Below are 25,819 nucleotides of genomic sequence, written 5' to 3' on the forward strand. Positions count from 1 at the left end.
TGGCGGGGCCCCCGGTGTGCTAAATTCCCCCCACTAAAACAGGGGGGCGCCCGGGGGGGAAACCGCCCCCGCGGCACGCCCGGTTGGAGGCTTCCCCCTAGTCACGGACCGCCACGCGCTCCGCTTCTGCCTCCTCCACGGTGGACCTGGCGACCACGAGGGACCGCTGTGTACGCCGGCCGCGCAGACCGGTGAGGGTGATCAGCAGACCGGCCGCCGCGATGCCCGTGACGACCATGAAGCCCGGCCGGTAGCTGTCCAGGACGGCCTGCGGGGTGGCGTGCGCAGGGGTCTTCGCAGTCACCACGGCGGTGACCACGGCCAGGAAGATCGCGCCGCCCACCTGCACCGAGGTGTTGAGCAGACCGGAGACCATGCCCTGCTCGTGGTCCTCGACCCCGTTGGTGGCCTGGATGTTGAGCGACGGGAAGACCAGCGCGCAGGCCGCGCCGATCAGCAGCATGGACGGCAGGATCACGGCCGCGTACACCGGGTCGAGGTCGACCCGCAGGAACAGGGCGTAGCCGAGGACCATGAAGGCGAAGCCGGTGGCGATCAGCCGCGGGGTGCCGAACCGGTCGACGACTCCGCCGACCTTCGTCGAGGACACCGCCACCAGCGCTCCCGCCGGCAGGAACGCCAGTGCCGTGTGCAGCGCGGACCAGCCGAGCAGGGACTGCATGTACAGCGTGGTCAGGAACTGGAAGCCCACGTAACTGCCGAAGAAGGCGATCGCGCCGAGCTGGGCGCGCACCTGGCTGCCCGAGCGCAGCACACCCAGCCGGATCAGCGGGCTCGGCGAGCGCCGTTCGACCAGGACGAAGGCGGTCAGCAGGACTGCGACGGCGAGGAAGGACAACAGCGTGCGGGCCGAGGCCCAGCCTGCCTCGGGCGCCTGGACGACGGTGAAGACCAGCAGCAGCATCGCCGCGGTACCGAGGACGGCGCCCGGGATGTCGTAGCCGTCGTGGTTGTCCTCGCGGGCGCTGCGCGGCAGCAGCCGCAGGCCGGCGAGCAGCGCGAGGAGGGCGATCGGCGCGGGCAGCAGCATGGTGAAGCGCCAGCTGGCCTCGGTGAGCAGGCCCGAGAGCACCAGGCCCATGGAGAAGCCGGTGGCGGCGCAGGTGGTGTAGATGGAGAGGGCGCGGTTGCGCAGCGGGCCCTCCGGGAACGTCGTGGTGATGATCGACAGGCCGGCCGGGGCCGTGAAGGCCGCGCTCAGGCCCTTGACGAAACGGCTGGCGATCAGCAGCGGACCCGAGTCCACGAGCCCGCCGAGCAGCGAGGCGAGCGCGAAGACACCGAGGGCGACGAGGAACACCTGACGCCGGCCGAGCAGGTCGGCGGTGCGGCCGCCGAGGAGGAGCAGGCCGCCGTAGCCCAGGATGTAGCCGCTGACGATCCATTGCAGCGTCGATGTGGACAGGTGGAGGTCGGAGCCGATGGACGGCAGCGCGACGCCGACCATCGACACGTCCAGCGCGTCCAGGAACATCGCCGCGCAGAGCACCAGCAGGGTGCCCCACAGCCGGGGGGTCCAGCGAACCGCCGGGGACGGGGCCGCGGAGGGGGTGAGCGGAGAGGTCATGGCGAAGACACTACATGCGCATGCATCGAATGCAAACGCATTTAATTCCGATGCAATAATCTTGTTTCTCTGCTACGGTGCGGCCCATGGCGTCGAACAGGGCCGAGCAGGCGCTCGTGGAGCAGTGGCGGGACATCCTCGCGCTGCATGCCCGCACCCAGTGCGAGCTGGATCGGGCGCTGCACGGACACGGCCTGTGCGCCAGCGACTTCGAGGTCCTCGACCTGCTGGCCGAGGGCGCGGCGGCGGACGGTGGCTGCGCCTACCGCGTCCAGGAGATCTCCGACCGCGTCCACCTCAGCCAGAGCGCACTGTCCCGGCTGATCGGGCGCCTGGAGAAGGACGGCCTGGTCGAGCGCGCCATGTGTGCCGAGGACCGGCGCGGGGTGCGCGTGGCGCTCACGGCGAAGGGGCGCGCGCTGCACGGCGAGGTACGGCCGGTGCAGCGCGCGGTACTGAACCGGATGCTGACGGACTGAGCGCTGTCAGCTCCAGGTGACGGCGGACTTCTCGCGCCACAGTGCGGCGACCGACGCATCCCCGGTCACGCTGGGGAACGGCAGCCGGTTCCACAACGACAGGTACAACTGCGCGGCCGGCCCGGCCACTTCGCAGTCGGCGTCCCCGGTCGCCTCCCGCACGGTCACGGGCGGCTCCGGCGACAGGCGTACGGTCCACACCGCGCCGTCCACGTCCGTCGCCCGCATCCTGAGCACCCGCGGCTCTTCGCTCCGCACCCTGCTCTTGGCGCGCGCGTGGAACCCGCACAGCAGCTCGTCGACGCCGTCCGCGGCGAAGCCGGGGGCGATCTCGCCGGGAGTACCGCCCCTCGCGGACTCGGCGTCGACCCGGTGCACGGTCGTCTCGTGCGCCTGCCGCCGGGCCCAGAACGCGAGCGGCGACGGCGCCGGCAGGAAGTGCCAGCACTCCACGTCGGGCGCGGCGGAGGCGAGGGTGTCGACGAGATACCGGTGCCCTTCCCGGAACCAGGCGAGCAGTTCGGCGCCGTCCAGGTCGGGCAGTCCGCCGTCGGGGTGGTAGGAGGTGTGCCCCTCGGCGACGAAGGCGGCGGCCCAGCGGTGCACCATCCCGGTGTGCCGCAGCAGGTCGCGCACCTGCCATTCCGGGCAGGTCGGCACCTTGGCATCGGTCCCCGCCGCGGCGGCGGCCGCCGCGATCGACCGGCCCTCCCGGTCCAGTGTCTGAAGGAAGTCGGCAGTGTCCATGGGCGTGAGTTTGCCGGATGGGTGCTTGCCGGGTCGGTGATTTACGGGGTGCTTGCCGGGTCGGTGGTTTTCGGTGGGGCCGGCTGGGACCTCCCTGGGGTGGCCGACCGGGTGTGCTCGGTGCGGGGCCGATCGGGGCCGGACGGATGTGACCGGGCTTGTGAGCGGGGCTGGACACGCGCACGGTCACCTTCCCGCCGGACAACTGCCCGGACCGGCACGCTGGAAAGACCCCTCGGCAACCCCGCGGGCCTGGAATGCCCCGGGTGGTCCCACACGCCGGGAATGCCGGCGACAACACCCTGACGCAGCCGGCCCGCCCGGGGGCGGGTTCCGTCGGCTGCCGGCTCACGCGCCCATCGTCCGCCGCGTGGACACCCCGATGGCCGCGGCGACGGCGGCCAGTGCCGCGACGCTGGTGAGCGCGGCCGACAGGGAGAACCAGTCGGCCATGAACCCGATCGCGGGCGGCCCGAGCAGCATGCCGCCGTAGCCGAACGTCGAGGCGACGGCCACGCCGGACGGGCCGGTCAGCGCACCGGCCCGCTCCACGGCGACCGGGAAGAGGTTGGCGAGCCCGAGCCCGGTGACGGCGAAGCCGATCAGCGCGGCCCACACGGACGGCGCGAGTGAGCCGAGCAGCATCCCCACCGCCGCGACGGTGCCCCCGCCGATCACCGTGCGGGCACGGCCGAGGCGCTCCAGGAGGCTCGTGCCGGTCGCCCTGCCCACGGTCATGGCCAGCGCGAAACACGAGTACCCGGCCGCCGCCACGCCGGACGACGCCGCGAGGTCCTGCTGGAGGTGGAGCGCGCCCCAGTCGGCCATGGCGCCTTCGCCGTAGGCCGTGCACAGCGCGATCAGCCCGAAGACGACGACCAGCCCGCGGCCGCCGGTCCGCCGCGCCGCGGCACGGCGCGTCTCCGGGGGCGAGGAGGGCGCGCGGTCCACCGGCGCGGGCGGCTCCTGCCGCAGCAGGGTGCGCCCGGCGACGGCCGTGACGAGCAGTCCGATCAGGGTCAGGCCGAGCAGATGCCGCGTGGGGGAGAGCGCACCGGCGACCAGTCCGCCGAGACCGGCGCCGATCATGCCGCCGAGGCTGAACGCCGCATGGAACGACGGCATGATCGGTCGCCGCAATGCGGCCACCAGATCGACGGCAGCGCTGTTGAAGGCGACGTTGATACCACCGTAGGCGGCGCCGAAGACGAGGAGTACGGCGCCGAGCGCGGGCGCGGAGTGGGTCAGCGGGGGCAGGCTGACGCTGAGGGAGAGCAGGACGGCGCAGACCACGGTGACCGGGTGGCTGCCGTAACGGCGGCACAGCCGACCGGTCAGCGTCATGGTGATGACGGCGCCCGCGGAGACGCCCAGGAGGGCCAGGCCGAGGGCGCCGGCGGAGGAGTCGGTCTGCTGCTTGATGGCGGGGATGCGGACCACCCAGCCCGCGAAGACGAAGCCGTCGAGGGCGAAGAAGGCGGTGAGCGCGATGCGGAGCCGGGAAAGATCGCGGCGGGCACCCGGCACGACGCTGTGCGTTCGGGGTTTGTTTATTAGCGGCACAAAGTCAGGCTAGGTGGGTCGGCGGGGCGGGGCAAGGGATATTGGGGAGGGTGCGGCAGCTGGGCGGCGTGGTGGAGGCGAGGGGGTGTGAGGGGGGCGTATACCGGGCGCGTTCGTGCCGGTGCCCTGCATGATGAGCAGGCCGCGGTGAGCAGTCCCCGGTGAGCGGTTCCCCTGCCCAGCCCGCTTTCGTGTGCCGTGCCGACCATGCCGCCCGAGCCGCTCGGTTCGGCAGCTGTCCGCGCGAGCCCGGCAGCCTCGCCGCACACGCCCACGGGTTTGCCGTTCTCACACTGCGAGACGACCCGGTCTCCGCCACCACCCGCTTCGGCGACAACGCCTTCTGCCCCGCTTCGAGCCGCCCCGGGCATTTGCGTGACCAGAGCCCGAGTGGCCGGAAATCGACCGATGTGGCCTTGACCTGCACCGACTTGTGCTCGCTCGGACCGGCGGGGGCGTCAACGCTGCGGGATGCATGCCTCTTTCAGCGTGCTCCGAGGGCGTCGACGGGCACTCCGCGGTCGGATACAGGTCGGTTAATGCTTGCTCACGATCTGGTTGCCGAGGGGTGAGCGGGCCATGATGGGCCCATGACGTTGGCCTCGCGCGCGCTCGCGCAACTGGCGACCTGGCCCGACCTGAGCCAGGCGGTCCCGAGCTGCGGCCTTGGACAGGCGGTGAGTTCGGCCCAGGGCGAGATCGCCCACTTCCACTCGGAGCGCGATGTGGACCTGCGGCTGACCGACCGGGCGATCCGGCGGTTCGCCAAGGATCTCAGGGGCTCGGGCGCGATCAGGATCGTGCCCGGTTCGCAGTGGGTGACCCTGCGCCTCGACGCGGCGAGCGACGTCGACCTGTTGCTGACCCTGGTGAGCGTGGCGCTCCAGGCCCAGCAGGCCTGGCCCGACCCGCTCGACCGCCCACCGGCGGGCTGCAACGACCAGCGCGGCGCGGGCTTCGTGAAGGCTGACCACAGCGGTATCTGAGCCGGGCGGTGTGGCGCGGTGCGGTGGCCGTGAAAGCCGACGGTGGCGGTGAAGGCCGACCGCGTCCGGGTCGCGTCCGGCGTCACACCGTGACGACCCGGACGCCCGCCTCCTCGAAGCGGCGTACCGTCTCCTGGGCCACCGCCGTGTCCGTCACGAGCGTGTCCACCAGCTCCGCGCCGCAGATCCGGGCGAACGCCCGCTGGCCCAGCTTGCTGGAGTCCGCGGCGACCACCACCCGCTCGGCGCGCTCGCACAGCAGCCGGTTGATCGCGGCTTCCGCCTCGTCATGGGCCGCCGCACCGTGCGTGACGTCAAAGGCGACGACCCCGAGCACCGCCACGTCCAGCGTGATCTGCCCGAGCACCCCGTCCGCGAGCGGGCCGATGAGCTCGTAGGACTGCGGGCGCGCCACCCCGCCCGTCACCACGATCTTGAACTGGGGCCGTACGGCGAGCTCGTTGGCGATGTTGAGCGCGTTCGTCACGATGGTCAACGCGGGCGATCCGGCGGACAGATCGCCGCGTACGGCCAGGGCGCGGGCCACCTCCGTGGTGGTCGTGCCGCCGGTCAGCCCCACTGCCTCGCCGGGCGCTACGAGTTCGGCCACGGCCTTGGCGATGCGCTGCTTCTCCGAGGCGCGGCGGGCCGTCTTGTAGCGCAGGGGGAGTTCGTACGACACCCCGTGCACCACGGCCCCGCCCCGGGTGCGCACCAGCATCTGCTGCTCGGCGAGCTGGTCGAAGTCCCGGCGGATCGTCGCCGCCGACACCTCCAGCTCGGCCGCCGCCTCCTCGACCTCCAGCCGCCCGCGCTCGACGAGCAGTTCCAGCAGCGCCTTCCAGCGGGCGTCCCGGGACATCCGCGGCCTCCGTTCCCAAGTGTTCCCGGTGACCCTAGCGCACCCCTCTCTGCGCGCGAATGCTTGATACTGCTCGAAAACTCGCTATATCTTGCAGGAACAATCAGCAAGGGGAGGGTATGGCCATGAGCCATGTCGAGAGCGAGCTGAACAGCCAGCCGGAGTGCTGGATACGGGCGGCCGAGGAGGCGGGGCGGTACCGGGACGCCCTCCCGGGGCCGGGGGAGCGGGTCGCGATCGTGGGGTGCGGGACCTCGTACTTCATGGCGCAGGCGGTGGCCGGCCTGCGGGAGGGCGCGGGCCAGGGCGAGACCGACGCGTTCGCGGCCTCCGAGTTCCCGTACGGCCGGTCGTACGACCGGGTGGTGGCCCTCACCCGCTCCGGCACCACCACCGAAGTGCTGGAACTGCTCGGCGAGTTGAGCGGCAGGACCCGGACCACGGCCGTCACGGGGGATCCGGACACCCCGGTGATGTCGGCCGCCGACGACCTCGTGGTGCTGGACTTCGCCGACGAACGCTCCGTCGTCCAGACCCGGTTCGCCACCACCGCCCTCACCCTCCTGCGCGCCCACCTCGGCCTGCACGCCGACTCCGTCGTCGCCGACGCGCGCACGGCCCTCTCCACTCCTCTTCCCGAAGGGCTGGTCGCCTGCACCCAGTTCACCTTCCTCGGGCGCGGCTGGACCGTCGGGCTCGCGAGCGAGGCCGGGCTGAAGATGCGCGAGGCCTCGCTGTCCTGGACCGAGGCCTATCCGGCGATGGAGTACCGGCACGGCCCGATCAGCATCACCACCGAGGGCACCGCCACCTGGATGTTCGGCGAGGCACCCGAAGGGCTCGCCGAACAGGTCCGTGCCACCGGTGGGTCGTGGGTCGGCGGCGGGCTCGATCCGCTCGCCGAACTCGTCCGCGTGCAGCGGCTCGCGGTCGCCGTCGCCGCCGCCCGCGGCCTCGACCCCGACCAGCCGCGTCATCTCACCCGCTCGGTGATCCTCGCCCCCTGAAGCCCGACCCGCCGCCCGCGCCCCGGAAGGACACCTCAGTGCCCCTCGCGTCCACCGGCGAGCTGGTCACCGCAGCCGCCGCAACCAGATCCGCCGTCGCCGCGTTCAACGTCATCACCCTGGAGCACGTCGAGGCCGTCATCGCCGGCGCCGAGTCGGCAGGCGCGCCCGTCGTGCTCCAGGTCAGCGAGAACGCCGTCAAGTTCCGCTACGGGCGGCTGCTGCCGCTGGCCCGGGCGGCCGTGGCCGCGGCCGAACGCGCCACCGTCCCCGTCGCGTTGCACCTGGACCACGTGCAGAGCGACCACCTGCTGCGCCAGGCGCCCGACGCCGGGTTCAGCTCGGTGATGTACGACGCGGCCCGGCTGCCGTACGCCGACAACCTCTTCGCCACCCGGTCAGCCGCCGACTGGGCGCACACCCAAGGTCTCTGGATCGAGGCCGAGTTGGGCCAGATCGGCGGCAAGGACGGCAGGCTCCCGCTGGACGCCCACGCGCCCGGCGCCCGCACCGACCCGGACCAGGCCCGCGACTTCGTGGCGGGCACCGGTGTCGACGCGCTAGCCGTCGCCGTCGGCAGCGTGCACGCGATGACCACCCGCACCGCCGCCCTCGACCACGGCCTGCTGAAACGGCTGTCCGCCGCGCTGTCCGTCCCGCTCGTCCTGCACGGCTCCTCAGGAGTCCCGGACGACGGCCTGGTCGCGGCGGTCGCCGGCGGCATCGCCAAGGTCAACGTCGGCACTGCGCTCAATGTGGCCATGACCGGAGCGATCCGGGACTTCCTCGCCGCCCACCCGGAGGCCGTCGACTCGCGCAAGTACCTCAGCGTGGGGCGGGACGCGATGGCCGGGGAGGTGCGGCGGATCATCGGGGTCCTCTCCCGGACGGCCTAGCCCCTCTTGACGGCCCTCAGCACCACGAACTTCGGGTCGGAGGCCACCAGTTCACAGTTGCCGAACAACCGCCTCAGCTTCACGTGGTACCCCAGGTGCCGATTGCCGATCACCCACAGCTCACCCCCCGGACGGAGCGAGCGCAGCGCCCCCGTGAACATCCGCCACGACGTCGCGTCGGTCGTGGCCTGGTGGGAGTGGAACGGCGGGTTGTTCAGGACCAGGTCCACACTGCCCGGCGCCACCCCGGCCAGCCCGTCGCCGACCCGGAACTCCGCGTGTCCGGGCACCCCGTTGGCCTTGTACGTCGCCTCCGCCGAGGCCACCGCCTGGAAGGACTCGTCCACGAACAGCACCTCGGCCGACGGATCGGCGAGGGCCACCGCCGTACCGACGACGCCGTTGCCGCACCCGAGGTCGACCACGCGGCCGGCGCCCGGTCCGGGCAGGTGCTGGAGGAAGAAGCGGGTGCCGATGTCCAGGCGCTCGGCACAGAAGACACCGGCGTGGTTGACGACCGGGCGCCCGGAGACCGCGCCGACGCCGTCCGGGAGGTCGTAGCCGTACGGCCACGGGTTCGCCGGCCGCTCCAGCGCCGGGTCCGGGGTACAGAAGATCAGCCGGGCCTTCTGGCGCGCCAGCGAGGTCCGGGTCGGGCCCAGGATCCGCTCGAACAGCTGCAGCGTGGAGGTGTGGATCTCCTTCACCATCCCCGTGCCGACGACAACAGTGCCGGCGTGCACGGCGGGAGCCAGCCGCAGCAGCTGGTCCTCCAGCAGCGCCAGGCTCTTCGGCACCCGCACCAGCAGCACGTCCACCCGCTGCGGCGGGGGATCCTGGGTGGTCAGCAACTGGACGGCGCCGGGCTCGACACCGGCCCGCGCCAGATTCGCCCGGGTCGCCTCCTGGCTCAGGAAGGAGTCGGTGATCTGCGTCGGCCGGTGCTCCGCGAGCGCCGCGGCCAGCGCCCCCCAGCGGTCCCCGACCACCACGACCGAGCCCGTGAGCGGCACCCCCTCCTCGGCCAGGTGGCGCAGCAGGTACGCGTCGGCGGCGTCCCAGGCACGCAGCCGGTCGCGGGGATCCTCGGGGAAGCGGGACAGCTCGACCTCGCCCCACGGTGTCGTCATACGGTCGCTCATCGTGCCTCCCAGGCTAGCGGAGCCGCAGCTCAGGGCGGGTGGGGCGGGCCTGCGGCAAGATGGAGCGTGTGGACGCGGAGCTGTTTCCCAGGGGGCGCGCTCAGGTCGCACCGGGCGCCGTGCACGTCCCGGACTGGCTGGACGCCGGCCGGCAGCGCGAGCTGCTCGCCGCCTGCCGGCAGTGGGCGCGTCCGCCGGCCGGACTGCGCACCGTACGCACCCCGGGCGGCGGCACGATGACCGCCCGGCAGGTCTGTCTCGGCCGGCACTGGTACCCGTACGCCTACGCCCGCACGGCCGTCGACGGCGACGGCGCCCCCGTGAAGCCGTTCCCGGCCTGGCTCGGCGAGCTGGCGCGCCGCGCCGCCGTCGCCGCGCTGGGCCCGCAGGAGCCGTACACCTACGACATCGCACTGATCAACTTCTACGACGGCGACGCCCGCATGGGCATGCACCGCGACAGCGACGAGAAGGCGGACGCGCCGGTGGTCTCCCTCAGCCTCGGCGACACCTGCGTGTTCCGCTTCGGCAACACCGAGACGCGCGCCAAGCCGTACACCGACGTGGCACTGCGCAGCGGTGACCTGTTCGTCTTCGGCGGGCCCGCCCGGCTCGCCCATCACGGGGTTCCGCGGGTGTACGGCGGCACCGCGCCGGACGAGTTGGGGCTGTCCGGACGTCTGAACATCACGCTTCGGGTCAGCGGCCTGTAGGCCGCCGCACCTGCGGATCATGGGAGACTCGCCCTCATGAGCGGCAAGGCGGATCCCCGGACGGCGGGGGAGAGGACCACCTCGAGGGCGCGGCTGGACCGAGGGCGCGGAGCGCTCGGTCCCGCGCTGGAGCTGGTGCACACCGGCCGGGCGCCGACCCGGGCCGTACTCACCGCGGAACTCGGGGTGACCCGGGCGACCGCCGGTGCGGTGGCCGCCGAGCTGGAGGCGCTCGGACTGATTCGCGTGGATGCCCGGCCGGGCGCCGCGGCCGGTTCGCAGGGCCGCCCCTCGCACCGGCTGGAGGTCGCCGGGGACGGCCCGGTGGCGCTCGCCGCGCAGGTCCACGCCGACGGCTTCCGGGCCGCTCTGGTGGGCCTCGGCGGGCGGATCGTGGCGACCGCGCCCGGCTGCGAGACCGTCGACGCGGACCCGGCGAAGGTGCTCGGCTCGGTCGTCGAGACGGGCGCGGAACTGCTGCGCACGACCGGCCGGCGCTGCGTCGGCGCCGGACTCGCCGTACCGTCCGCCGTGGCCGAACCCGACGGTCTCGCCCTCAACCCGCTGCACCTGGCCTGGCCCGTGGGCGCCCCGGTCCGGCAGATCTTCGCGGAGTGCGTGCGCGCGGCGGGCATCACAGGGCCGGCCTTCGCCGGCAACGACGTCAACCTCGCCGCGCTCGCCGAACACCGGCACGGCGCCGGCCGGGGCGCCCGGGACCTGCTGTGCGTGGCCACCGGGCACCGCGGTGTCGGCGGCGCCCTGGTCCTGGACGGCCGTCTGCACACCGGCAGTTCGGGGCTCGCCCTGGAGGTCGGCCACCTCACCGTCAACCCGGAGGGCCGGCCCTGCCACTGCGGCGGCCGCGGCTGCCTGGACGTCGAGGCCGACCCGCTGGCGCTGCTCGTCGAGGCAGGCCGCGAGCCCGGCCCCGAGGTGTCGTTGCTCCAGCAGGCCAACGACCTGCTGCGCACCCAGTACGACGACCCGGCCGTCCGTACGGCCGCCGAGGCGCTGATCGACCGCCTGGGCCTGGGCCTGGCGGGACTGGTCAACATCCTCAACCCCGACCGCATCATCCTCGGCGGCCTGCACCGCACCCTCCTGGACGCCGACCCCGGCCGGCTCCGCGCGGTCGTCGCGGACCGCAGCCTGTGGGGTCAGAGCGGTGGCGTACCGATTCTGCCCTGCACGCTGGATCACAACAGTCTGGTCGGGGCGGCCGAGCTGGCCTGGCAGCCGGTCCTCGACGACCCGCTGGGAGCGCTGCGCTGACGGCGCTCCCGGCGGCCCCCGCCGGCCGGCGGCGGCGATTCGACGTCTCTGTTCTCAACAACATCGGAAACGGGAACGATCCCTGCCTCCCCCGGCGTTGGAATACGTGGAGAGAGCCTGTACGGCCGGCCGGGGACGACTCGGTGACCGCGATGAGGTGCTCGGTTCTCGAGACACCGAGGTCAACCTCTTGACCACTGTGGCCGCAGTCACTATTTTACGGTGGGAGTAGACCCGTAATTACCGGAAGGAGGCGACCAGCGGATGTACACCAGCTCTGATCTCGGTCGCCTCGCCCACAGCACTGTCTGGATTCCGGGTCGGATCGCGCACGGCTGCTGAGCACGCCGTTCTGATGTGCTCCCCCGCGGCACATTCCTGATTCCCCGTCACCATCTCTCGGCACCTCGCTGTCGCGTGCCGTTTTGCGCCCGCTCATCTCACGTGGCGCGTCTGAACACAGAAAGCTGCCTGAAATTGGCGAACATGATGAATCGATCGATCGCGCACGGAAACGAAGGCCTGTCATGGTAGCGGCGCGGATCACGGTCAACGGGAAAGAAACACCGATTTCACCGGCTGCGCCCCACACCACGGTATTGGACTTTCTGCGCGAGCGTGGCCTCACCGGCACCAAGGAGGGTTGCGCCGAGGGTGAATGCGGCGCCTGTTCGGTGCTGGTGGCCCGTCCGGGGGTGAACAAGCCCACCGACTGGGTGGCGGTCAACGCCTGCCTGGTCCCGGTCGCGGCGCTGGACGGTCAGGAGATCGTCACCTCCGAAGGTCTCGCCACCGCCGGCGAACCCGGCATGCCGCCCACCCTGCACCCCGTGCAGGAAGAGATGGCGGTCCGCGGCGGCTCCCAATGCGGTTACTGCACGCCGGGATTCGTCTGCAGCATGGCGGCCGAGTACTACCGACCCGACCGCTGCGCGCACGCGGACTCGGCCGACAGTACCGACGCCGAGCACGGTCCGAACGGTTTCGATCTGCACGCGCTGAGCGGAAACCTCTGCCGCTGCACCGGCTACCGCCCGATTCGCGATGCCGCGTTCGCCGTCGCTACGCCCACCGACGAGGACCCGCTGGCGCGGCGTCGCGAGCAGTCCCCGCCCGCACCGGTTGCCACCGAGTACGCCCAGGACGACAGCGCCTTCCTGCGCAAGAGCACCCTGGCCGAAACGCTGCGGTTGCTGCGCCAGCGGCCCGACGCGGTGGTGGTCGCCGGCTCCACCGACTGGGGCGTGGAGGTGAACATCCGCTCCCGCCGGGCGGATTGTGTGATCGCCATCGACCGGCTGCCCGAACTGCGGGAGCTGCGCGTCGAATCCGACTGCATCGGGATCGGGGCGGCGCTGACGCTCACCGAGATCGAACGGCGCCTCGACGGCGACGTCCCGCTGCTGGCAGAGCTGTTCCCGCAGTTCGCATCCCGGCTCATCCGCAACGGCGCCACCCTCGGCGGCAACCTGGGTACCGGCTCCCCCATCGGTGACAGCCCGCCGGTGCTGCTCGCGCTGGAGGCGTCGGTGGTGCTCGCCGACGCCGACGGTGAGCGCGAGGTCCCGCTGGCGGACTACTTCACCGGCTACCGGCAGAGCGTGCGCCGTCCCGGCGAACTGATCCGCTCGGTGCGCATCCCGCTGCCGCTGTCGCCGGTCGTGGCCTTCCACAAGATCGCCAAGCGGCGCTTCGACGACATCTCCAGCGTGGCGGTCGCCTTCGCGCTCGACATCGAGGGCGGGATCGTCCGCAAGGCGCGCATCGGCCTGGGCGGCGTGGCCGCCACCCCGATCCGCGCCCTGGCCACCGAGGCGGCCCTGGAGGGCGAGCCGTGGTCGGAGGAGACCGTCCAGGGCGCGGCTCAGGCGCTGCAGGCGCAGGGCACGCCGATGAACGATCACCGTGCCAGCGCCGAATACCGCTCCGCGATGCTCGGCCAGAGCCTGCTGAAGCTGTACGCGCAAACCACCGAGGCGGTGTCGTCATGAGCCATCTGTCCGAGCGTCCCGAAAAGCCCGTCGTCGGCGTTTCGATGCCGCACGAGAGCGCCAGCCTGCACGTCACCGGCACCGCGCTCTACACCGACGACCTGATTCATCGCACCAAGGACGTGTTGCACGCCTACCCGGTCCAGGTCATGAAGGCCCGCGGCAGGATCACCGCGCTGCGCACCGGGCCCGCGCTCTCCGTGCCCGGTGTGGTCCGTGTGCTGACCGGTGCCGACGTGCCCGGCGTCAACGACGCCGGCATGAAGCATGACGAACCGCTGTTCCCCGACGAGGTCATGTTCCACGGCCACGCGGTCGCCTGGGTGCTCGGCGAGACCCTGGAGGCGGCCCGGCTCGGTGCCGCGGCCGTCGAGGTGGAACTCGAGGAACTGCCCTCCCTGATCACGCTGCGGGACGCGATCGCGGCGGGCAGCTATCACGGCGCCCAGCCCCTGATGCTGGCCGGTGACATCGACGCCGGCTTCGCCGACTCCGCGCACGTGTTCACCGGCGAGTTCCAGTTCTCCGGTCAGGAGCACTTCTACCTCGAGACGCACGCGGCGCTGGCCCAGGTCGACGAGAACGGGCAGGTGTTCATCCAGAGCAGCACCCAGCACCCGTCGGAGACCCAGGAGATCGTCTCCCACGTGCTCGGCGTGCCCGCCCACGAGGTGACCGTGCAGTGCCTGCGGATGGGGGGCGGTTTCGGCGGCAAGGAGATGCAGCCGCACGGGTTCGCGGCCGTCGCCGCGCTCGGCGCCAAGCTGACGGGCCGGCCGGTCCGGTTCCGGCTCAACCGGACCCAGGACCTGACCATGTCCGGCAAGCGGCACGGGTTCCACGCCACGTGGAAGATCGGCTTCGACGCGGACGGCCGCATCCAGGCCCTGGACGCCACCTTGGTCGCGGACGGCGGTTGGAGCCTGGACCTCTCCGAGCCGGTGCTGGCCCGAGCGCTGTGCCACATCGACAACACCTACTGGATTCCCAACGCGCGCGTCGCCGGTCGTATCGCCAAGACCAACACGGTCTCCAACACCGCCTTCCGCGGCTTCGGCGGACCGCAGGGCATGCTGGTGATCGAGGACATCCTGGGCCGCTGCGCGCCGCAGCTCGGCCTGGATCCCATGGAGCTGCGGGAGCGCAACTTCTACCAGCCGGGCCAGGGGCAGACGACACCGTACGGACAGCCGGTCACACAGCCCGAACGGATCTCCACCGTCTGGCGGCAGGTGCAGGACGACGCCGGCATCGCCGATCGCAGGCGCGAGATCGCGGCATTCAACGCCGCGCACCCGAACACCAAGCGGGCCCTTGCGATCACCGGCATCAAGTTCGGCATCTCGTTCAATCTCACCGCCTTCAACCAGGGCGGCGCGCTGGTGCTGATCTACAAGGACGGCTCGGTCCTGATCAACCACGGCGGCACAGAGATGGGCCAGGGCCTGCACACCAAGATGCTCCAGGTGGCCGCGACCACGCTGGGCATCCCGCTGCACAAGGTCCGGCTGGCCCCGACGCGCACCGACAAGGTGCCCAACACCTCCGCCACCGCCGCCAGTTCCGGGGCGGATCTCAATGGCGGGGCGGTGAAGAACGCCTGCGAGCAGCTGCGCGGGCGGCTGCTGCAGGTGGCCGCCTCCCAGCTGGGCGCGAACGCCGCGGATGTGCGCATCGTCGATGGCGTCGCGCGGGCCCTGGGGAGCGACAAGGAGCTGGCCTGGGACGATCTGGTGCACACCGCGTACTTCCAGCGAGTCCAGTTGTCGGCGTCCGGCTTCTACCGGACCGAGGGGCTGCACTGGGACGCGAAGACGTTCCGGGGTTCACCGTTCAAGTACTTCGCCCACGGCGCCGCGGCGACCGAGGTGGAGGTCGACGGCTTCACCGGCGCGTACCGCATCCGGCGGGTCGACATCGTCCACGATGTCGGCGACAGCCTGTCCCCGATGATCGACATCGGTCAGGTCGAGGGCGGTTTCGTGCAGGGCGCGGGCTGGCTGACGCTCGAGGACCTGCGTTGGGACACCAGCGACGGGCCCAACCGCGGCCGGCTGCAGACCCAGGCCGCGAGCACCTACAAGCTGCCGAGCTTCTCGGAGATGCCAGAGGAGTTCAACGTCACGCTTCTGGAGAACGCCACCGAGGAGGGCGCGGTCTACGGGTCCAAGGCGGTGGGTGAGCCTCCGCTGATGCTGGCGTTCTCGGTACGAGAGGCGCTGCGGCAGGCGGTCGCCGCGTTCGGGCCGAGCGATGTCAGCGTCGACCTGGCCTCGCCCGCGACGCCGGAGGCGGTGTACTGGGCGATCCAGTCGGCTCGCCAGGGCGAGGCCTGCCGCAATGGTCACGTCCGCAACGGGTCTGCCGCCAACGGGCACGCCGCCAACGGCAGGGTCCGAACCGACGCAAAAGCGTTGAGCGGTGCCTGACATGACGTGGGTCGCCGCGGTCGCGCGGTTGCGAGCACGCCGGGAGGCCGGCGTGCTGGTGACCGTCGCGACCGTGCGCGGTCACGCGCCGCGCGACGCCGGTGCGAAACTCGTTGTGGGGCAGACGCAGACGTGGGGCTCGATCGGTGGCGGCAATGTCGAGGCCGTCGCGATCGACCGTGCCCGGGAGATGATCGCCGTGTCCAAACCGGAGCCGGAGCTGATCGATTTCGCCCTGAACGACAAGGTCACCAACCAGCATGGCGTGCAGTGCTGCGGTGGCACGGTCTCGGTGCTGCTCGAACCGCTGCCGGTGGTACGGGCCGTGGCGATCTTCGGCGTCGGGCACGTCGGGCTGGAACTGGCGCGCATCCTGGCACGTCAGGACCTCGACCTCCATCTGATCGACACCCGCTCCGACGTCCTCACCGAGGAGCGGCTCGACGTGCTGGCAGACGCGGTGGCGCAGGTGCATGTGCATCACACGCCGCTCCTGCCCGAGGAGGTGCTGGAGGAGTTGCCGCGCGGCACCCACATCCTGATCATGACCCACGATCACGCCGAGGACGCCGCGCTGTGCGACGCAGCCTTGCGCACAAGCCATCTCGGCTCCATCGGGCTCATCGGGTCGGCGGCCAAGTGGGCACGGTTCCGCAAACGCCTCACCACCGAGGGCGGCCACGACGAGGCCACCATCGATCGGATCAAGACCCCGATCGGGCTGGCCGACATCACCGGCAAGGAACCCGCGACCATTGCCGTGAGCGTCGCGGCCGATCTGCTGCGCACCTTCGAAACCGAGGCGAACTGACGCTCTAACCGGACCGAAAGGGGGTGCCCCGCGCGTGCGAACGCACACATGCGGGGCACCCTTTTGGCACGACTGTGCGCAGAACGGGGCTCACTTCCAGTCGGCCGCGAACGCCCGCCCCGGATGTTCGTTGAGGATCCGGTCCACCGGCTCCGCGCCCAACTCGGCCACCAACCGTGCCCGCACCCTGCGCAGCAGATACGGCATCCCGGGCCCGCCGTCGACCGAGCGGGCCCCGGCGACCACCGTGTCGCCGCCGAGCAGCAGCCGGTCACCGAAGCCGGCCTCCGCCAGGGCCCGTACCGCCTCCGGCATCCGCCAGTCGGTGGCGTGATGGGCGCGGGAGGGCCCGTCGAAGGCCAGCCAGCAGCCCGCCCCGGCGGCCTGACGCTGCACCACCGGGTCGGGGAAGCGGTTCGGATGGCCCAGGATCACCCGCTCGCCGGGCACGCCCAACTCGCCGCACAGCAGGTCGAGTACGTCCAGCGCGGCGGTGCCCAGCTCCAGGTGGACGGCGATGGGCGCACCGGTGGCGTGGTGCGCCTCGGCCGCCGCCCGCATGGTCCAGTGTGCGTGCGCGTCAAGCGCGTGGAAGCCGCCCGCCACCTTGATCAGACCGGCACGCACCCCGGTCGTGCCGATGCCGTCGGTCAGCTCGGACACGAACAGCCCGGTCAGGCCGTCGCCACGCAGCCTGTCGAGCAACTCGGAGTCGTAGTGCGCGGCCTGGTGCAGTCCGGTGGCGCAGACCAGCCGCACACCGGTGGCCCGGGACAGCTGCGGCAGGTCCGCCGCCCGCCGCCCCATGCCGTACGGCGTCCACTGCACGACGGCCGCTCCGCCCGCCGCCCGGAACGCGGCCAGCTCGGCCCGCGCCGCCGCCAGATCGTCAAGCTCCTGGCCCGGCAACTGCGGGCTGCGCAGGAAGAGATGATCGTGCGCGTCGCACACGCCCAACTCCTCGGGCCGGATGTCGCCGAGGACCGTACGGACGTGGCTCACCACTGCCGTCCGCGCGGGAGCCGGTCCCGGCCGGGCGCGGACAGGTGCAGGACCTGGTAGAGGTCCCCGTCGGCCTTGGGCGTGTCGTGCTCCCAGAGCGAGAAGTGGACCAGCTCCCACGCGCGCGTGTCCACGGCCGCCGCAGCGAGAACCGCACCGTCCTCCGCGGCGAGCCGCTCGGTCTCGGCCGCCGCATCAGCCATGAACGCCGCCAACTCCACGCCCTCCGGGACCGGTTGACGCCGCCGCACGGCGAAGGCGGGCGCGGCCCCGGTCGCGGTGCCCTCCTCGAACGCCAGGCCCGTCCACTGCCGGATCGCCGGCCGCCCGAAGTCGTCGACCGGTCCCTGGAAGGCTCCTCCCCACAGGAAGCTGTTCATGCCCTCCACGGTGTTCCAGAGGTAGAACGGCCCGTACTGGTTCACCGGCGAGCCGTGCACCCCGCGCTCGCGCAGCACGTACGTCTTGATGCCGAGGCCGTCCCAGTCGTCCAGCAGATGCCCGACGCGGGCGACGCGGGAGCGGATGACGCCCATGTCGTAGTCCGTGGGCAGGGTGAACTCGTACTGCATGGCGTGCATGTCCCGGATCCTTTCGCGGGTCTCAGGTCTCAGGTCTCAGGTCTCAGGGTCCAGGCCTCGTCGGTCCCGGTTCTCCGCCGGACCCTGCCGGGTTGCGGGACGCAGTCCGGTGATGAGCACGTGAACTCAGTTCTCGCGTCCGGGAGTTCGGGGTGCGAGCAGGGAGAGCAGACCCCGCACCCCGGCGTCGAAGGCGGCGGGGGAGCCGGAGGCGCGGGCGAGGACATAGCCGCCCTGCACGGTGGCGAGGACGGCCGCGCCGATCTCCTCGCCGTCCAGCTCCGGCGCGAACTGCCCCTGCCGCTTGCCCTCTTCGACGAGCCCGGCGATCCGCTCGCGGATGGCGGCGATCGTCTCGTCGACCGGCGCGCGCAGTTCCTCGCTCGCGATCACGTCGGGGTCCATGGTCAGCCGGCCGACCGGGCAGCCGCGCAGCACGTCACGCTCGCGCAGCAGGTACGCCTCGATGCGCTCGTACGGTGTGCCCGGCCCGTCCAGGACCCGCTCGGCGGTGGCGCGCAACTCCTGTGCGGTCCGCCGGATCGCCGCCAGGGCGAGATCCGGCTTGCCCTTGAAGTGGTGGTACATGCTGCCCTGGCCGGCGCCCGCGCGCTCCAGGATCGCCTTCGGGCTCGTGCCCACGTACCCGCGCTCCCACAGCAGCTCACGGGTGGACTCGATCAGTCGTTCCGAGGTGCTCATGCGATCACTGTACATACTAGTAGTTACAGTCGCCAGCCCCCAGGGCTCTCCGGGCCTCCCCAGGACCTGCCCGGGAGTCTCTATGGAGCAGTCCGCCGCCCCCGCCGTACTCCCCCGGAGGTACCCGCACTGCCGCCGGCCGCACGACGACCCGGACCCCCTGCCGGCGGGAGTCTCGTGGCATCCCCGAAGACCGGGGACGACGACACCGACGAGGAGATGACCCGAGATGCAGACCCTGGCCGACTGGGGCGGCGGCGGACCCGGCCCCTGGATCCTGTTCTTCCCGCTGATCTGGGCGGCCGTCGTGATCGGCGCCGTCACCTTCCTGCGCCGCACCGGCATGCGCGGACGCGGCGGCCCCTGGCGGCCCATGGACGGCGGACGCCCCGCCGGTGACTCGCCGCTCGCGGTCCTCGGCCGCCGCTTCGCTTCCGGCGAGATCGACGAGGACGAGTACTGGCGCCGCCTGTCCGTCCTGGAGGAGCAGTTCGGCCGTACGGGCAAGGGAGGCGCGGCATGACAGCGACGACCGCACTGGGGGCCGCGGCCCGCGTGGTGGACGCGGTGAAGGTGTACGGCGGTGGCGACACCGCCGTACGCGCCCTGGACGGCGTCGACGTCTCCTTTCCCGCCGGACGCTTCACGGCGATCATGGGTCCCTCGGGCTCCGGCAAGTCCACCCTCATGCACTGCGCCGCCGGCCTCGACACGCTCACCTCCGGCGCCGCCTACATCGGGGACACCGAACTCGGCGCGCTGGACGACCGGCGCCTGACCCTGCTGCGCCGGGACCGGGTCGGCTTCGTCTTCCAGGCGTTCAACCTGGTGCCGACGCTGACCGTCGCGGAGAACATCACCCTGCCCCTGGACCTGGCGGGCCGGCGCGGCGACCGGGAGTGGATCGACGCGCTCGTCGACGTCGTCGGCCTGCGGGACCGGCTGCACCACCGTCCCTCGGAACTCTCCGGCGGCCAGCAGCAACGTGTCGCCGTGGCACGGGCGTTCGCCGGGAAGCCCGATGTCGTGTTCGCCGACGAGCCGACCGGAAACCTCGACTCCCGCTCCGGGGCCGGGGTGCTCGGCCTCCTCGGCTCCGCCGTGCGGGAGATGGACCGTACGGTCGTCATGGTCACCCACGACCCGGTGGCCGCCGCGCACGCCGACGAGGTGCTCTTCCTCGCCGACGGCCGACTGGTCGACCGCATGGAGTCGCCCACGCCCGACAAGGTGCTGGACCGTATGAAGGCCTTCGAGGTGCGGTCGTGAACGCCTCGATCCGGCTCGGCCTCACCTCCCTGCGCACACACCGGCGCCGGTTCGCCGGCACCTTCCTCGCCGTGTTCCTCGGCGTCGCGTTCCTGACCGGCACCCTCGTCATGGGCGACACGCTGCGCGCCAGCTTCGACAGCATGTTCGGCGAGGCCACCAGCGGCACGGACGCCGTCGTACGCGGCGCCGACGCCATCACCACACCGGGCGAGGCCCAGGGCGTACGGCGACCGGTGGACACCTCGCTGGTGAAGACCGTCGAGCAGGTGCCCGGCGTGGCCGCCGCGGTCCCGAACATCCAGGGCGCCGGCCAGCTCGTCGGCTCCGACGGCAAACCGGTCGGCGGGCAGGGACCGCCCACGCTCGCCGGGAACTGGATCACGGACACCCGCCTCAACCCGTACCGGCTCGCCGAAGGCCGGGCTCCCGCCAAGTCGGGCGAGGTCGTGGTGAACCGGGGTGCCGCGAAGAAGGGCGGTCTGAAGATCGGTGCCACCACGACCCTGCGCACCCCGGATCCGGTGAGGGTCACCATCGTCGGGCTCGCCACCTTCGGCGGCCAGGACGGCATGGCCCAGGTGACGTTCACCGGCATGACCCGGGCCGACGCCGAGAAGTACCTCACCGCGCGGCCCGGTCAGGCGGCGTCCATCGCGGTGCGGGCCGAACCCGGAGTCAGCCGGCAGGAACTGGTCCATCGGCTGACTCCGGTGCTGCCCAAGGGGGTCGAAGCCATCACCGGTCAGCAGTCCGCGCAGGAGAACACCGACATGATCTCCAGCCAGTTCCTGACCGTCTTCACCACCTTTCTGCTGGTCTTCTCCGGCGTCGCCCTGCTCGTCGCCAGCTTCTCCATCCACAACACGTTCGCCATCGTGGTCGCCCAACGCACCCGCGAGAACGCCCTGTTGCGCGCCCTCGGCGCGGCCCGCCGCCAGGTGACCGCCGCCGCCCTCGCCGAGGCCTGCCTCGTCGCGCTCACCGCGTCCCTCACCGGACTCGCGGGCGGCATCGGTGTCGCCGCGGGCCTCCAGGCGCTGTTCCCGGCGATCGGGTTCCCGTTCCCCGACGGCGACCTGGTGATCAAGACCCTGTCGATGGCGCTGCCGCTCGCGGTGGGGATCGTGGTCTGCCTGGGCTCCGCACTCCTGCCGGCCCGGCGCGCCGGACGGACGGCGCCGCTCGCCGCCCTGCGCGAGACGGCCGTCGACACCTCCGGTGGCTCCCGCGTCCGCGCGTTCGCCGGGAGTGTCCTCGGCGCGCTGGCGCTCGCCACGACGCTGACCGGCGTCCTCGTCTCCCCGTCCGTGTGGCTGGCGGGACTCGGCGCGCTGCTCGCCCTGGCGGCCTTCGTGGTCCTCGGCCCGGTCGCCGCCACCACGGCCGTACGACTGCTCGGCGGCCCCCTGGACCGGCTGCGCGGGGTCACCGGCTCCCTGGCCCGGCGCAACGCCCTGCGCAGCCCGAAGCGGACGGCGGCCACCGCGAGCGCGCTGATGATCGGCGTGGCCGTTGTGTCGCTGTTCACCGTCTTCGGCGCCTCGCTGAAGGCCACGATGGACCAGACGGTGTCCCGGTCCTTCGCCGGCGACGTCGCCGTCAGCAGCCCGTCCTTCGGCGCGGGCGGCAGCGGCCTCAGCCCCCGGCTCGCCCCCGCGCTCCAGCGGCTGCCCCAGGTGGACACGGCCGTGGGGCTCGGGCGCGGCGTCGCCCAAGTGGACGGCAGGGGAAGGGCGCTGACCGTCACCGACCCGGACGCGCTCGCCCGCACCTTCGACCTCGGCGCGGTCACCGGATCCCTGCGCGACCTCGGCACCGACGGCATCGCCATCACCCGGAAGGAGGCAGACCGGCAGCACCTGCACACCGGTGACACGGCCAGGCTGACCTTCACCGACGGCAGGACGGAAGGTTTCACCGTCCGTGCCGTGTACGGCCAGTCGGAACTCGCCGGCGACTACGTCATCACCCGTGCCGCCTGGGCTGCGCACCGCACCCAGGACGCGGACACCGTGATCGCCGTGACCTTCAGGCACGGGGTGGGCACCGACGCGGGCAAGGCGGCCGTACGGAAGGTCGCCGCGCAGTACGGCAACCCGTCCGTGCAGACCCGGGACGAGTACGCGCAGTCGTCGGCGGGCGGCATCGACATGATGCTGACCCTCGTCTACGCGCTGCTCGCCCTCGCGGTGGTCATCGCCCTGCTCGGCATCGCCAACACGCTGACCCTCGCGCTGCACGAACGCACCCGGGAACTCGGCCTGCTGCGGGCCGTCGGCCAGACCCGGGCCCAGTTGCGGGCCATGGTCCGCTGGGAGTCGGTCCTGGTCGCCGCGTTCGGCACGGCCGGCGGTCTCGGGCTCGGTGCCTTCCTGGGCTGGGTGCTGGTGAAGGCCTCCGACGGTGCGAGCGACACCGCGTTCGCCTTCGCGCTCCCGCCCGCGCGGCTCGCGGTGGTCGCCCTCGTCGGCCTCACCGCCGGCGCGCTGGCGGGCCTGCGCCCGGCGCGGCGGGCGGCCCGGCTGGACGTCCCGCGGGCCGTCGCGACGGAGTGACCGCGTCGCTCGGGCCGGGGCACCTGTCCACCGTGCTGTGTCAGGCCCGGCACGCATGCGGGTGTGTGGTGGGCTGGTCGCGCAGTTCCCCGCGCCCCTGGGGAGTTGCAGCCGGCGCACCCGCATTCGCGCCGTAGCTGTGGGCGGTCGTGCCTCCCCCAGTGCCCTGAGGGCCTGGGGGGACCCCAGGCGGCGCGGGTGGGGGGCGGGGGTCCCCCCGCTCGGGCGAAGCCGAGAGTGGGGGAGGCACCCGGACAGTGCCGGCAAGCGAGCCCCTGGTCGGCCCTCGGCGCGGGCAGGTCACCGCCCGGTCAGCCCGCAAGGGCCGACCGGGCGGGAGTCTGCGCTCCAGCGGGAGTGCGAGCCGCGCTCGCCGCCGGAGCCGCCGCGAGGGGGGCTTCGGCACCGAGTGCGACCCCGGCGCCGACAGGCGTCCCCGTCGGTGCCTTGGCCGCCACGCCGACGCGGACGGGCTCGGGCGCCGGCCGTACCTCGGCGGCGCGGCGCGGGGCGTGGGCCGGTTGCGGTCGTACCACCGCCGGGGCGGGCAGCGTGAACCAGACGACCTTGCCGTTCTCGCCGTCCGGCCGCGCGCCCCAGCTCTCGCTGACCGCCGCCACCATCGCCAGCCCCCGCCCGCAGGTGGCCAGCGGACCACCGTCCGGCAGGTCCGCGACGTCGGCCGGCACCGGAAGCCGTGGGTCGTTGTCGCGCACCGAGACCGTGAGCCGGTCCGGCGCCAGCTCCAGCTCGACCGTGCACGACTTGTCGGGCCTGGCATGCCGGTGGACGTTGCTGAGCAGCTCCGTCACACCGAGCGCGGCCCGGTCTATCAACGCGTCCATGTGCCAGTAGCGCAACTGCGCAGATACGATTCTGCGGACCTGGCCGATCCGCGACGGCAGGGCTTGGAGCTCCACCGTGCAGTGCCTGCTTGGGTGACTGATCACGGCTGCGACTCCCCGGTGTAGAGGTCCGAGAGGACCGGAAGAACACGGAGAACAACGGATCCAGCAGGGTGTTTGCGTCCAAACGTCCGCCTGCTGTCGTGGCCGGCGGGCTGGTTCGCAGCGTTATCGCCGGTAAACCCAGAGTGACGTGAGACCAGCGTGACGCAGCGGATGCGGTCCCGCAACTCGCCGCGACGGACCGCTGCTCGGAGTAACACGACCGGCCCGTTCCCCGGCCGGCGGCCGTACGGCCTTCAGTGGCCGCGTCCGGCGGCCCGGCGCACCGCCTCGATGAACCGCCGTGCCGCGGGCGGACCCGGCTCGCCCGGAGCGGGATCGTGCTCGCCCAGCGTCAGCAGGTACCGCTTGCCGTTGAGATCGGCCAACGCCTTGTCGTCCGGCCGGAACCACGGCCTGGACGCGCGCACCGCCTGCACCGGGGCACTGTCGATCTCGCTGCCGTAGCTGGTGAGCAACTCCAGCCTGCCGTCGTTGATCCTGACCTGACCGGCCCGGGTGAGCGAGCGCAGCCGCTTGCCGATCCGCACGCCCGTGGCTGTGAACTCCGGCTCCGCCATCCTTCGCCGCCCCCTTGCCCGTGTGCTTCCGCGATCCGGTGTGCGCTCGCGTCCGATCCGGTGTGCGCCCGCGTCCGGTGACGGCGTGCGCCTGCGTTCGGGACGATCGTCCCGTCGCGTGCAGTCTGCCCCGATGCGGCCGGGAGCACCAGTACGCGCGAGACGCCCGCCCAAGCCGCCCGGAGCACTCCCGCCAATGCGCCCCCGCATGACCCCCACGCCGTGGGCCCCAGGGCCGCTTTGGGTGGCTCAAAGATGCGTTTATGCAGGTGGGAAGCGGTGTGAAAGATGCCTATGCTCGAGATGCCGGCCGCGTCAGGCGTCGTCGGCGCCCAGCGTAAGGAGCACCGCCGTGAGCACCACCGACCAGACCCGGACCGGCGCCACCCTCGACGTCGACCGCAGCGACGCCGCCTACCGCGACTGGCTGAAAGAGGCCGTCCGCAAGGTCCAGGCCGACGCCAACCGATCGGCGGACACGCACCTGCTGCGCTTCCCCCTCCCCGAGCACTGGGGCATCGACCTCTACCTCAAGGACGAGTCGACGCACCCCACCGGAAGCCTCAAGCACCGCCTCGCCCGCTCCCTGTTCCTGTACGGCCTCTGCAATGGCTGGATCCGCCCCGGCCGCCCGGTCATCGAGGCCTCCAGCGGCTCCACCGCCGTCTCCGAGGCCTACTTCGCCAAGCTGATCGGCGTGCCCTTCATCGCGGTCATGCCCCGCACGACGAGCGCCGAGAAGTGCCGCCTCATCGAGTTCCACGGCGGCCAGTGCCACTTCGTGGACGACTCGCGGAAGATGTACGAGGAGTCCGCCCGCCTCGCGGTGGACACCGGCGGCCACTACATGGACCAGTTCACCTACGCCGAGCGGGCCACCGACTGGCGCGGCAACAACAACATCGCCGAATCGATCTTCCGCCAGCTGGAGTTGGAGCGGTTCCCGGAGCCGGCCTGGATCGTCGCCACCGCCGGCACCGGCGGCACGTCCGCGACCCTCGCGCGCTATGTCCACTACATGCAGTACGACACCCGTATCTGCGTCGCCGATCCGGACAACTCCTGCTTCTTCGAGGGCTGGACCACCGGCGATCCGGACGTCACCTGCGACTGCGGCTCGCGGATCGAGGGCATCGGACGGCCGCGCATGGAGCCGAGTTTCGTGCCCGGGGCGATCGACCGGATGATGAAGGTCCCGGACGCGGCGAGCGTCGCCGCCGTACGGGCCCTGGAGCGGGCCATCGGCCGCAAGGCGGGCGGCTCCACGGGCACCGGGCTGTGGAGCGCGCTGAAGATCGTCTCCGAGATGGTGGCCGAGGGCCGCCGGGGCAGCGTCGTCACCCTGCTGTGCGACCCGGGCGACCGCTACCTCGACAAGTACTACTCCGACGCCTGGCTCGCCGAGCAGGGCCTGGACATCACGCCGTACACGGTGGCGATCGAGACCCTGCTGGCCACGGGGGTGTGGCCGGACTGAGCCGGTCCCGTCCCTCCGGCGGCCGGTGCCCAACGGGCGGGTGACGGGGTTGTGAGGGTTTGGTGACGTCTCAAATGGGGTTCTGGGCAAGGCGGTTGCGCCTGTGTGACTGATAAGATCATCCCACTTTTCGGTGGGCTGACGGCGTGTCATGAACGCGTACGGGGGGACAGTCTCAAAGGCACCATCGCGCTCGCACGATCCCGGGCGCGA

Annotated in this window: 23 protein-coding genes; 13 read left to right on the plus strand and 10 right to left on the minus strand. The window is 72.1% G+C overall.

The annotated features are described in order from the left end of the window. Nucleotides 1-97 precede the first annotated feature (97 nt). Nucleotides 98-1,588: an MFS transporter gene (locus tag ACWGJ5_RS20885; RefSeq protein WP_453311152.1), complete on the minus strand. Its 1,491-nt coding sequence runs from the start codon at nucleotides 1,586-1,588 to the stop codon at nucleotides 98-100. 86 nt (nucleotides 1,589-1,674) lie between these two features. Here ACWGJ5_RS20885 and ACWGJ5_RS20890 point away from each other — a divergent pair, with 86 nt between their 5' ends. After that, nucleotides 1,675-2,067: a MarR family winged helix-turn-helix transcriptional regulator gene (locus ACWGJ5_RS20890; RefSeq protein WP_453311153.1), complete on the plus strand. Its 393-nt coding sequence runs from the start codon at nucleotides 1,675-1,677 to the stop codon at nucleotides 2,065-2,067. 6 nt (nucleotides 2,068-2,073) lie between these two features. Here ACWGJ5_RS20890 and ACWGJ5_RS20895 read toward each other — a convergent pair whose 3' ends face one another. Together ACWGJ5_RS20895 and ACWGJ5_RS20900 are read right to left on the minus strand one after the other, a co-directional pair. Beyond that, the gene (locus ACWGJ5_RS20895; RefSeq protein WP_453311154.1) at nucleotides 2,074-2,814 is read right to left on the minus strand and encodes a maleylpyruvate isomerase family mycothiol-dependent enzyme; all 741 of its coding nucleotides are present in this window, start codon (nucleotides 2,812-2,814) and stop codon (nucleotides 2,074-2,076) included. 348 nt (nucleotides 2,815-3,162) lie between these two features. After that, complete coding sequence (locus ACWGJ5_RS20900; RefSeq protein ID WP_453311155.1) at nucleotides 3,163-4,341, minus strand: MFS transporter; 1,179 nt, start codon at nucleotides 4,339-4,341, stop codon at nucleotides 3,163-3,165. Between the two features lie 626 nt (nucleotides 4,342-4,967). On the opposite strand from ACWGJ5_RS20900, the gene ACWGJ5_RS20905 reads away from it, so the two are divergent. Then, entirely contained in the window at nucleotides 4,968-5,363 is a 396-nt protein-coding gene (locus tag ACWGJ5_RS20905) for a luciferase domain-containing protein (RefSeq protein ID WP_453311156.1), read from the plus strand. A gap of 82 nt (nucleotides 5,364-5,445) precedes the next feature. Here the strand turns inward: ACWGJ5_RS20905 and ACWGJ5_RS20910 are convergent, their stop codons facing one another. Next, the gene (locus tag ACWGJ5_RS20910) at nucleotides 5,446-6,225 is read right to left on the minus strand and encodes a DeoR/GlpR family DNA-binding transcription regulator (RefSeq protein WP_453311157.1); all 780 of its coding nucleotides are present in this window, start codon (nucleotides 6,223-6,225) and stop codon (nucleotides 5,446-5,448) included. A gap of 125 nt (nucleotides 6,226-6,350) precedes the next feature. Here ACWGJ5_RS20910 and ACWGJ5_RS20915 point away from each other — a divergent pair, with 125 nt between their 5' ends. Then, complete coding sequence (locus ACWGJ5_RS20915) at nucleotides 6,351-7,232, plus strand: SIS domain-containing protein (protein WP_453311158.1); 882 nt, start codon at nucleotides 6,351-6,353, stop codon at nucleotides 7,230-7,232. A 38-nt stretch (nucleotides 7,233-7,270) separates the two neighbouring features. Next, nucleotides 7,271-8,128 (plus strand): class II fructose-bisphosphate aldolase, encoded by an 858-nt coding sequence (locus ACWGJ5_RS20920; protein WP_453311159.1) that lies wholly within the window; start codon nucleotides 7,271-7,273, stop codon nucleotides 8,126-8,128. Here the strand turns inward: ACWGJ5_RS20920 and ACWGJ5_RS20925 are convergent. Beyond that, on the minus strand, nucleotides 8,125-9,258 hold the full coding sequence (locus tag ACWGJ5_RS20925) for a methyltransferase (RefSeq protein WP_453311299.1): 1,134 nt from the start codon (nucleotides 9,256-9,258) through the stop codon (nucleotides 8,125-8,127). The genes ACWGJ5_RS20920 and ACWGJ5_RS20925 overlap by 4 nt on opposite strands. 80 nt (nucleotides 9,259-9,338) lie before the next feature. Between ACWGJ5_RS20925 and ACWGJ5_RS20930 the strand changes: the two genes are divergently transcribed. The 5 genes from ACWGJ5_RS20930 (at nucleotide 9,339) to xdhC (ending at nucleotide 16,489) form a co-directional block, all read left to right on the plus strand. After that, nucleotides 9,339-9,983: an alpha-ketoglutarate-dependent dioxygenase AlkB family protein gene (locus ACWGJ5_RS20930; RefSeq protein ID WP_453311160.1), complete on the plus strand. Its 645-nt coding sequence runs from the start codon at nucleotides 9,339-9,341 to the stop codon at nucleotides 9,981-9,983. 36 nt (nucleotides 9,984-10,019) lie between these two features. Further along, entirely contained in the window at nucleotides 10,020-11,258 is a 1,239-nt protein-coding gene (locus ACWGJ5_RS20935) for an ROK family protein (protein ID WP_453311161.1), read from the plus strand. A 527-nt stretch (nucleotides 11,259-11,785) separates the two neighbouring features. Continuing rightward, the gene (locus ACWGJ5_RS20940) at nucleotides 11,786-13,249 is read left to right on the plus strand and encodes a xanthine dehydrogenase small subunit (protein ID WP_453311300.1); all 1,464 of its coding nucleotides are present in this window, start codon (nucleotides 11,786-11,788) and stop codon (nucleotides 13,247-13,249) included. Continuing rightward, a complete protein-coding gene (gene xdhB, locus ACWGJ5_RS20945) occupies nucleotides 13,246-15,678 on the plus strand; it encodes a xanthine dehydrogenase molybdopterin binding subunit (protein WP_453311162.1) in 2,433 nt (810 codons plus the stop codon). The genes ACWGJ5_RS20940 and xdhB overlap by 4 nt, the downstream gene beginning before the upstream one ends. 1 nt (nucleotide 15,679) lies before the next feature. Beyond that, entirely contained in the window at nucleotides 15,680-16,489 is an 810-nt protein-coding gene (gene xdhC, locus ACWGJ5_RS20950) for a xanthine dehydrogenase accessory protein XdhC (RefSeq protein WP_453311163.1), read from the plus strand. A 90-nt stretch (nucleotides 16,490-16,579) separates the two neighbouring features. Here xdhC and ACWGJ5_RS20955 read toward each other — a convergent pair whose 3' ends face one another. From ACWGJ5_RS20955 to ACWGJ5_RS20965, 3 genes are all read right to left on the minus strand, one after another. Beyond that, nucleotides 16,580-17,491, minus strand: a complete 912-nt coding sequence (locus tag ACWGJ5_RS20955; protein ID WP_453311164.1) for a phosphotriesterase family protein — start codon at nucleotides 17,489-17,491, stop codon at nucleotides 16,580-16,582. Continuing rightward, nucleotides 17,488-18,072 (minus strand): DUF4865 family protein, encoded by a 585-nt coding sequence (locus tag ACWGJ5_RS20960; protein WP_453311165.1) that lies wholly within the window; start codon nucleotides 18,070-18,072, stop codon nucleotides 17,488-17,490. The genes ACWGJ5_RS20955 and ACWGJ5_RS20960 overlap by 4 nt, the downstream gene beginning before the upstream one ends. 126 nt (nucleotides 18,073-18,198) lie before the next feature. Further along, nucleotides 18,199-18,774 (minus strand): TetR/AcrR family transcriptional regulator, encoded by a 576-nt coding sequence (locus tag ACWGJ5_RS20965; protein WP_453311166.1) that lies wholly within the window; start codon nucleotides 18,772-18,774, stop codon nucleotides 18,199-18,201. Between the two features lie 229 nt (nucleotides 18,775-19,003). Between ACWGJ5_RS20965 and ACWGJ5_RS20970 the strand changes: the two genes are divergently transcribed. From ACWGJ5_RS20970 to ACWGJ5_RS20980, 3 genes are read left to right on the plus strand one after another with little or no spacing between them, the layout of a single operon-like run. Next, nucleotides 19,004-19,297 carry an SHOCT domain-containing protein gene (locus tag ACWGJ5_RS20970; RefSeq protein ID WP_453311167.1) on the plus strand — a complete coding sequence of 98 codons (294 nt, stop codon included), beginning with the start codon at nucleotides 19,004-19,006 and terminating at the stop codon, nucleotides 19,295-19,297. Continuing rightward, nucleotides 19,294-20,043, plus strand: coding sequence for an ABC transporter ATP-binding protein (locus tag ACWGJ5_RS20975; RefSeq protein ID WP_453311168.1), 750 nt, complete (start codon nucleotides 19,294-19,296; stop codon nucleotides 20,041-20,043). Before ACWGJ5_RS20970 ends, ACWGJ5_RS20975 begins: the two co-directional genes overlap by 4 nt. After that, nucleotides 20,040-22,601 (plus strand): ABC transporter permease, encoded by a 2,562-nt coding sequence (locus ACWGJ5_RS20980; RefSeq protein WP_453311169.1) that lies wholly within the window; start codon nucleotides 20,040-20,042, stop codon nucleotides 22,599-22,601. Before ACWGJ5_RS20975 ends, ACWGJ5_RS20980 begins: the two co-directional genes overlap by 4 nt. 311 nt (nucleotides 22,602-22,912) lie before the next feature. On the opposite strand, the gene ACWGJ5_RS20985 is transcribed toward ACWGJ5_RS20980, so the two are convergent. Continuing rightward, nucleotides 22,913-23,551 (minus strand): ATP-binding protein, encoded by a 639-nt coding sequence (locus tag ACWGJ5_RS20985; protein ID WP_453311170.1) that lies wholly within the window; start codon nucleotides 23,549-23,551, stop codon nucleotides 22,913-22,915. Between the two features lie 254 nt (nucleotides 23,552-23,805). Beyond that, nucleotides 23,806-24,129: a hypothetical protein gene (locus tag ACWGJ5_RS20990; RefSeq protein WP_351617798.1), complete on the minus strand. Its 324-nt coding sequence runs from the start codon at nucleotides 24,127-24,129 to the stop codon at nucleotides 23,806-23,808. Nucleotides 24,130-24,481: 352 nt separating this feature from the next. Here ACWGJ5_RS20990 and ACWGJ5_RS20995 point away from each other — a divergent pair, with 352 nt between their 5' ends. Next, nucleotides 24,482-25,606 carry a PLP-dependent cysteine synthase family protein gene (locus tag ACWGJ5_RS20995; RefSeq protein WP_453311171.1) on the plus strand — a complete coding sequence of 375 codons (1,125 nt, stop codon included), beginning with the start codon at nucleotides 24,482-24,484 and terminating at the stop codon, nucleotides 25,604-25,606. The last annotated feature ends 213 nt before the right edge of the window (nucleotides 25,607-25,819 follow it).

The sequence above is a fragment of the Streptomyces sp. NPDC054783 genome (assembly GCF_053611725.1).

What these genes read in the sequence shown, in the direction of transcription:
- ACWGJ5_RS20885 (WP_453311152.1), bottom strand. Translation starts at nt 1,588, where the DNA reads ATGACCTCTCCGCTCACCCCCTCCGCGGCCCCGTCCCCGGCGGTTCGC.
- ACWGJ5_RS20890 (WP_453311153.1), top strand. Translation starts at nt 1,675, where the DNA reads ATGGCGTCGAACAGGGCCGAGCAGGCGCTCGTGGAGCAGTGGCGGGAC.
- ACWGJ5_RS20895 (WP_453311154.1), bottom strand. Translation starts at nt 2,814, where the DNA reads ATGGACACTGCCGACTTCCTTCAGACACTGGACCGGGAGGGCCGGTCG.
- ACWGJ5_RS20905 (WP_453311156.1), top strand. Translation starts at nt 4,968, where the DNA reads ATGACGTTGGCCTCGCGCGCGCTCGCGCAACTGGCGACCTGGCCCGAC.
- ACWGJ5_RS20910 (WP_453311157.1), bottom strand. Translation starts at nt 6,225, where the DNA reads ATGTCCCGGGACGCCCGCTGGAAGGCGCTGCTGGAACTGCTCGTCGAG.
- ACWGJ5_RS20915 (WP_453311158.1), top strand. Translation starts at nt 6,351, where the DNA reads ATGAGCCATGTCGAGAGCGAGCTGAACAGCCAGCCGGAGTGCTGGATA.
- ACWGJ5_RS20925 (WP_453311299.1), bottom strand. Translation starts at nt 9,258, where the DNA reads ATGACGACACCGTGGGGCGAGGTCGAGCTGTCCCGCTTCCCCGAGGAT.
- ACWGJ5_RS20935 (WP_453311161.1), top strand. Translation starts at nt 10,020, where the DNA reads ATGAGCGGCAAGGCGGATCCCCGGACGGCGGGGGAGAGGACCACCTCG.
- ACWGJ5_RS20940 (WP_453311300.1), top strand. Translation starts at nt 11,786, where the DNA reads ATGGTAGCGGCGCGGATCACGGTCAACGGGAAAGAAACACCGATTTCA.
- xdhB (WP_453311162.1), top strand. Translation starts at nt 13,246, where the DNA reads ATGAGCCATCTGTCCGAGCGTCCCGAAAAGCCCGTCGTCGGCGTTTCG.
- xdhC (WP_453311163.1), top strand. Translation starts at nt 15,680, where the DNA reads ATGACGTGGGTCGCCGCGGTCGCGCGGTTGCGAGCACGCCGGGAGGCC.
- ACWGJ5_RS20960 (WP_453311165.1), bottom strand. Translation starts at nt 18,072, where the DNA reads ATGCACGCCATGCAGTACGAGTTCACCCTGCCCACGGACTACGACATG.
- ACWGJ5_RS20965 (WP_453311166.1), bottom strand. Translation starts at nt 18,774, where the DNA reads ATGAGCACCTCGGAACGACTGATCGAGTCCACCCGTGAGCTGCTGTGG.
- ACWGJ5_RS20970 (WP_453311167.1), top strand. Translation starts at nt 19,004, where the DNA reads ATGCAGACCCTGGCCGACTGGGGCGGCGGCGGACCCGGCCCCTGGATC.
- ACWGJ5_RS20975 (WP_453311168.1), top strand. Translation starts at nt 19,294, where the DNA reads ATGACAGCGACGACCGCACTGGGGGCCGCGGCCCGCGTGGTGGACGCG.
- ACWGJ5_RS20990 (WP_351617798.1), bottom strand. Translation starts at nt 24,129, where the DNA reads ATGGCGGAGCCGGAGTTCACAGCCACGGGCGTGCGGATCGGCAAGCGG.